5 protein-coding genes are annotated in these 6,173 nt (G+C 72.9%); 3 read left to right on the top strand and 2 right to left on the bottom strand.

Annotated features, from left to right (window positions below; genetic code table 11):
* Nucleotides 1-59 precede the first annotated feature (59 nt).
* Together KBY47_RS33730 and KBY47_RS33735 are read left to right on the top strand one after the other, a co-directional pair.
* Nucleotides 60-230: a hypothetical protein gene (locus tag KBY47_RS33730; RefSeq protein ID WP_210928021.1), complete on the top strand. Its 171-nt coding sequence runs from the start codon at nt 60-62 to the stop codon at nt 228-230.
* Between the two features lie 159 nt (nt 231-389).
* Nucleotides 390-1,427, top strand: coding sequence for an aspartate-semialdehyde dehydrogenase (locus KBY47_RS33735; protein WP_210928023.1), 1,038 nt, complete (start codon nt 390-392; stop codon nt 1,425-1,427).
* 16 nt (nt 1,428-1,443) lie between these two features.
* Here KBY47_RS33735 and KBY47_RS33740 read toward each other — a convergent pair whose 3' ends face one another.
* Nucleotides 1,444-2,841, bottom strand: a complete 1,398-nt coding sequence (locus tag KBY47_RS33740) for an MFS transporter (RefSeq protein WP_210928024.1) — start codon at nt 2,839-2,841, stop codon at nt 1,444-1,446.
* A 69-nt stretch (nt 2,842-2,910) separates the two neighbouring features.
* The gene (locus tag KBY47_RS33745) at nt 2,911-3,393 is read right to left on the bottom strand and encodes a DUF1203 domain-containing protein (RefSeq protein WP_210928025.1); all 483 of its coding nucleotides are present in this window, start codon (nt 3,391-3,393) and stop codon (nt 2,911-2,913) included.
* Nucleotides 3,394-3,506: 113 nt separating this feature from the next.
* Here KBY47_RS33745 and pepN point away from each other — a divergent pair, with 113 nt between their 5' ends.
* Entirely contained in the window at nt 3,507-6,080 is a 2,574-nt protein-coding gene (gene pepN, locus KBY47_RS33750) for an aminopeptidase N (protein WP_210928026.1), read from the top strand.
* Nucleotides 6,081-6,173 lie beyond the last annotated feature (93 nt).

Raw genomic sequence — 6,173 nt, forward strand, 5'->3', positions numbered from 1 at the left:
CGGACCCCCATCCGGGCAGGCCGGGGAGTCGTACATCACACGGGCCGGAAACCGAGGTCATGCTCACCCACGAGCCGCGCGGCGCGATCGACCTGCCGGTGCTCCGGGAACTGGACGAACGCCTGGAACCGGTACGGCGGATCAGCACGGCTTCCGGTCCGCGACGGGTTCCGGGCGGATATCTCCAGATCCGCCCGGCGGGCCGGTGGACACTGGAACCGCGCGGCTGACCCGGCATGGCGTCTCGTATTCCGGGCAGGTCCGCGGTGAGCGGCCTTAAGGATTGGACACACCGGCCGGGGTCCCCCGCATGATGGAAGGGCCTGGGCCGTCCGCAAGGCGCATCAGCAGGTACACGCACGTCACGCAGTTCGGATGAAGGAGTCGCCGTGAGGGTCGGAATCGTCGGAGCCACCGGTCAGGTCGGCACGGTCATGCGCAGGATCCTGGCCGAGCGGGACTTCCCGGTCGACGAGCTGCGGCTGTTCGCCTCGGCCCGCTCGGCGGGGACGGTCCTGGACGGCGTGACGGTGGAGGACGCGTCCACGGCCGACTACTCCGGCCTGGACATCGTGCTGTTCTCGGCGGGCGGCGCCACCTCCCGGGCGCTGGCCGAGAAGGTCGCCGCGCAGGGCCCGGTCGTGATCGACAACTCGTCGGCGTGGCGTCGGGACCCCGAGGTGCCGCTGGTGGTGGCCGAGGTCAACCCGCACGCCGTCGCGAGCCGCCCGAAGGGCATCATCGCCAACCCGAACTGCACGACGATGGCCGCGATGCCGGTGCTGAAGCCGCTGCACCGGGAGGCGGGGCTCGAGGCCCTGGTCGTCGCCACCTACCAGGCCGTGTCCGGGTCCGGCCTCGCGGGCGTCGACGAGCTGTTCGAGCAGGTCAGGAAGGTCGGCGAGGACGCGCCGAAGCTGACCCACGACGGGTCGGCGGCGGACTTCCCCGAGCCGCACAAGTACGTCGCGCCGATCGCGTACAACGTGCTGCCGATGGCGGGCTCGATCGTCGACGACGGGCTGAACGAGACGGACGAGGAGCAGAAGCTGCGCCACGAGTCCCGGAAGATCCTGGAGATCGACGGTCTGAAGGTGTCCGGCACCTGTGTCCGCGTGCCGGTATTCACCGGTCACTCCCTCCAGGTCAACGCCCGTTTCGCCCGCCCGCTGAGCGTCGAGCGCGCCAAGGAGCTGCTCGCCGGTGCCCCCGGTGTCGCCCTGACCGACGTACCGACCCCGCTCCAGGCGGCCGGGCAGGACCCCTCGTACGTCGGCCGTATCCGCGCCGACGAGACGGTCGACAACGGCCTCGCGCTGTTCGTCTCCAACGACAACCTCCGCAAGGGCGCGGCCCTCAACGCGGTGCAGATCGCGGAGCTGGTCGCGGCCGAGCTGACGACGAAGGCCACGGAGGCCGCCGAGTAGGCGAACCCGGCAGCCCTCAGGGCGCGCCCAGGGGGCGGTCACCGCAGGCCGGTGGCCGCCCCCTCCGCACGCCCGGAACCCTCCGCAGGCCCGGGGCCCCCGCGCGGCCGGGACCCCTCGCACACCCGGCGCCCCCAGCACACCCGGAACCCCCCGCACACCCGGGAGCCCCCGCACACCCGAGATCCCCCGCACACCCGGCGCCTCCCGCACGCCCCGCCCCCACCACCATCGGCGCCGCGACCCCCGCCAGCCCCGCCGCCAGCCACAGCACCGCCGTCGGGCCCGGCCCGTCCGCGACCCGGCCGCCGAGGAACGCGCCGAGGGCGATCGCCGTGTTGAAGACCCCGGCGAACAGCGCCGACACCGCCTCGGGGGCGTGCGGTGCGGCGGTCGACAGCCAGGTCTGCGCGGAGACGGAGACACCGCCGTAGACCAGGCCCCACAGCACCAGCAGCGGCACCGACCCGGCGAGGGAGCCCGACGCCAGGGCGAGCACGGCGACGACGACCGCCAGCGCGGCGCAGATCGAGGGCAGCGTCCGGCGCGGGTGCCGGGCCGCGAGCGCGCCGCCCGCGAAGGTGCCGACGACGCCCGCGGCGCCGTAGCCGAGCAGGAGGATGCCGATCGGGCAGGCATCGGCACCGAGGGCACGCTCCAGGACGGGACGGACGTAGGTGTACGCGGCGAAGTGGCCGGTGATCAGCAGGGCGACCGCGGGCAGCCCGCGCCGCAGCCGGGGGACGCGCAGCAGCCGGGGGAAGGCGGCGAGCCGCAGGGGCCGCTCGGCGGCGAGCGGGGGCAGGGCGAGGAGCAGGGCGCCCGCGGCGGCCAGGGCGAGTACGGCCGGCGCGGCGAACGCCCACCGCCAGCCCGCGACCGCGCCGAGGAACGTGCCCGCGGGCACCCCGAGCACCGATGCCACCGCGACCCCGCTGAAGATCACCGCGGTGGCGCGTCCGGCCGCCGCGGGCGGCACCAGCCGTACGGCGAGACCGGCGGCCACCGCCCACACCCCGCCGATGCAGACCCCGACCAGGGCGCGGGCGGCGAGCAGCACCGCGATGTGCGGGGCGAGCGCGCACAGCAGGTTGGCGGCGGCGAGCAGGAGCAGCAGCCCGCCGAGGACGGTACGGCGGTCCGCGCGGCGCACGACGACCGGCAGCAGCGGCGCCGAGGCGGCGGCTACCAGGCCCGGCAGGGTGACGGCCAGACCGGTGGTCCCGGGGCTGATGTGCAGTCCGGTGGCGAGGGAGGTGAGCAGGCCGACCGGGAGCATCTCGGTGGTGACGACACAGAAGGTGGCGGCGGCGACGGCGAGGACGGCGGCCCAGGGGCGGGCGGGCAGGCCGGGCGCGGGCGGGCCGGGCAGCGCGGCCGTGGTGGTGAGGGTCGGGGGCGGGGAGGGGGCCATGGCCCCACCCTTTTGGGCGTGCGGGCCCGCTGACAACGCCGTTTTCCGGCGTCCGGAAGCCATGCGTCCTTACGGTCGCCGCACCTCGTACAGGAAGCACCCGTACTCCACGGCGCGGACGTGGACCAGTGCGACCTCCGGGTCGGTGAACGCCTCGTCGAACGCGCCGCCGAACCCGCCCGGGTCCCTGTCCGTGACCAGGCGGCCCCCCAGGATGCGGCCGTCGGCGGAGTAGCGGCGGACGACGCGGTGCGAGTTGGTGAACGGCAGCGCGTCGCCGTCGGGGCCGGAGCAGTCGTCGGCGTGGATGAAGACGGGGCCCTGTTCGTCGTAGGGACCTGGTGCGGCGCCGGTCTCGGCGGCCCAGCGGCGCAGTGGGGCGTAGGAGACCAGGGCGATGTGCTCACCGGGCGCGCTGCGGCGCAGGCAGCAGCGCAGGGGTGCGCCGCCCTCCTCGTCGGTCACGGGGACCGTGCGCTCTCCGGCGTCGTCGGTGGCGCGGAGTTCCTTGAGGACGGCGGGTTCGAGGGGGCGTGCGGTGTATGTGCTCATGTGCCTCAGCGTGGCGCGTCCGCGCCGCGTTCACCGGCGGGAATAGGACATCGCGTTCCGTCCGGGTCCCGTGGAAGGATGGCGCAACCGACACATAACGAGGAGATGACCGCGTGCCTGGCACAAACCTGACTCGCGAAGAGGCGCAGCAGCGGGCGAAGCTGCTCACCGTTGACTCGTACGAGATCGATCTCGATCTCTCCGGCGCGCAGGAGGGCGACACCTTCCGGTCCGTGACCACGGTCCGTTTCGACGTGGCCGGGAACAACGAGGCGTCCTTCATCGACCTGGTGGCGCCGACGGTCCACGAGGTGACTCTCAACGGCGACGCGCTCGACCCCGCCGAGGTGTTCGAGGACTCGCGGATCGCCCTGCCGGGCCTGCTGGAGGGCCGCAACATCCTGCGGGTCGTGGCCGACTGCGCGTACACCAACACCGGTGAGGGCCTGCACAAGTTCGTCGACCCGGTCGACCAGCAGGCGTACCTCTACACCCAGTTCGAGGTGCCGGACGCGCGCCGGGTCTTCGCCTCCTTCGAGCAGCCGGACCTGAAGGCGACGTTCCAGTTCACCGTGCGGGCGCCGGAGGGCTGGACGGTCATCTCCAACTCGCCGACGCCCGAGCCGCAGGACAGCGTCTGGGAGTTCGAGCCGACGCCGCGGATCTCGTCGTACATCACGGCGCTGATCGTCGGCCCGTACCACAGCGTGCACAGCGTCTACGAGAAGGACGGCCGCACCGTCCCGCTGGGCATCTACTGCCGCCCCTCGCTCGCCGAGTACCTGGACTCGGACGCCATCTTCGAGGTGACCCGGCAGGGCTTCGACTGGTTCGAGGCCAAGTTCGACTACGCGTACCCGTTCCAGAAGTACGACCAGCTGTTCGTGCCGGAGTTCAACGCGGGCGCGATGGAGAACGCGGGCGCGGTGACCATCCGCGACCAGTACGTCTTCCGGTCCAAGGTGACCGACGCGGCGTACGAGATGCGCGCGGAGACGATCCTGCACGAGCTGGCCCACATGTGGTTCGGCGACCTGGTCACCATGGAGTGGTGGAACGACCTGTGGCTGAACGAGTCGTTCGCCACCTACACCTCCATCGCCTGCCAGGCCGCCGCCCCGGGCAGCCGCTGGCCGCACGCGTGGACGACGTTCGCCAACTCCATGAAGACGTGGGCGTACCGCCAGGACCAGCTCCCGTCGACTCACCCGATCATGGCCGAGATCCGTGACCTCGACGACGTCCTCGTCAACTTCGACGGCATCACGTACGCCAAGGGCGCCTCCGTCCTCAAGCAGCTCGTGTCGTACGTCGGTGAGGACGAGTTCTTCCGCGGCGTGCAGGCCTACTTCAAGCGCCACGAGTACGCCAACACCCGCCTGAGCGACCTGCTCTCGGCGCTGGAGGAGACGTCCGGCCGCGACCTGAAGACCTGGTCGCGCAAGTGGCTGGAGACGGCGGGCATCAACGTCCTGCGCCCCGAGATCGAGACGGACGCGGAGGGCGTCGTCACCTCCTTCGGCGTCCGCCAGGAGGCCCCGGCGCTCCCGGCCGGCGCCAAGGGGGAGCCGACCCTGCGCCCCCACCGCATCGCGATCGGCTTCTACGACCGTGACGAGGCGACCGGCAAGCTGGTGCGCGTGGAGCGGGCCGAACTGGACGTCGACGGCGAGCTGACCGCCGTAGCGGACCTGGTCGGCAAGCGCCGTCCGGCGGTCGTCCTCCTCAACGACGACGACCTGTCGTACGCCAAGGTCCGCCTGGACGAGCAGTCGCTGGCGTACGTGACGGAACATCTCGGCGACTTCGAGTCCTCCCTCCCCCGCGCCCTGTGCTGGGCGTCGGCGTGGGACATGACCCGGGACGCGGAGCTGGCGACCCGCGACTACCTGTCGCTGGTGCTGTCCGGCATCGGCAAGGAGTCCGACATCGGTGTCGTGCAGTCCCTCCAGCGGCAGGTGAAGCTGGCGATCGACCTGTACGCCGCCCCCGCCGCCCGCGAGGCGCTGCTCACCCGCTGGACCGACGCCACGCTCGCCCACCTGCGCGCCGCCGAGCCCGGCGGGGACCACCAGCTGGCCTGGGCGCGCGCCTTCGCGGCGACCGCCCGTACGCCGGAGCAGCTGGACCTGCTGGAGGCCCTGCTGGACGGCTCGCAGTCGGTGGAGGGCCTGGCCGTCGACACCGAGCTGCGGTGGGCGTTCGTGCAGCGGCTCGCGGCGGTCGGCCGGTTCGACGAGGCGGAGATCGCGGGCGAGTACGAGCGGGACAAGACGGCCGCCGGTGAGCGGCACGCGGCCACGGCTCGCGCCGCGCGTCCGACGCAGGGCGCCAAGGCGGAGGCGTGGGCGTCGGTCGTGGAGTCCGACAAGCTGCCCAACGCCGTGCAGGAGGCGGTGATCTCCGGCTTCGTCCAGACCGACCAGCGGGAGCTGCTGGCGCCGTACACGGAGAAGTTCTTCGACGCGGTGAAGGACGTCTGGGACTCGCGCTCCCACGAGATGGCCCAGCAGATCGCCGTGGGCCTGTACCCGGCCGTCCAGGTCTCCCAGGACACGCTCGACCGCACGGACGCCTGGCTGGCCTCCGCCGAGCCGACCCCGGCCCTGCGCCGCCTGATCTCCGAGTCCCGGGCGGGCGTGGAGCGGGCCCTGCGGGCCCAGGCGGCGGACGCGGCGGCCGAGTAGCTACCGCCCACTGCCCGGACTAGGGCGCCCGGTCTCCCCGTTGGGGGGAGGCCGGGCGCCATTGGGTTGTGGGGGGTGAGGGGTTGTGGGGGG

Source organism: Streptomyces sp. B93, from assembly GCF_018070565.1.
Classification (GTDB): domain Bacteria; phylum Actinomycetota; class Actinomycetes; order Streptomycetales; family Streptomycetaceae; genus Streptomyces.

Excerpts from the sequence above, each read along its gene's own strand:
- KBY47_RS33740 (WP_210928024.1), bottom strand. The coding sequence starts at position 2,841 with ATGGCCCCCTCCCCGCCCCCGACCCTCACCACCACGGCCGCGCTGCCC.
- KBY47_RS33730 (WP_210928021.1), top strand. The coding sequence starts at position 60 with ATGCTCACCCACGAGCCGCGCGGCGCGATCGACCTGCCGGTGCTCCGG.
- KBY47_RS33745 (WP_210928025.1), bottom strand. The coding sequence starts at position 3,393 with ATGAGCACATACACCGCACGCCCCCTCGAACCCGCCGTCCTCAAGGAA.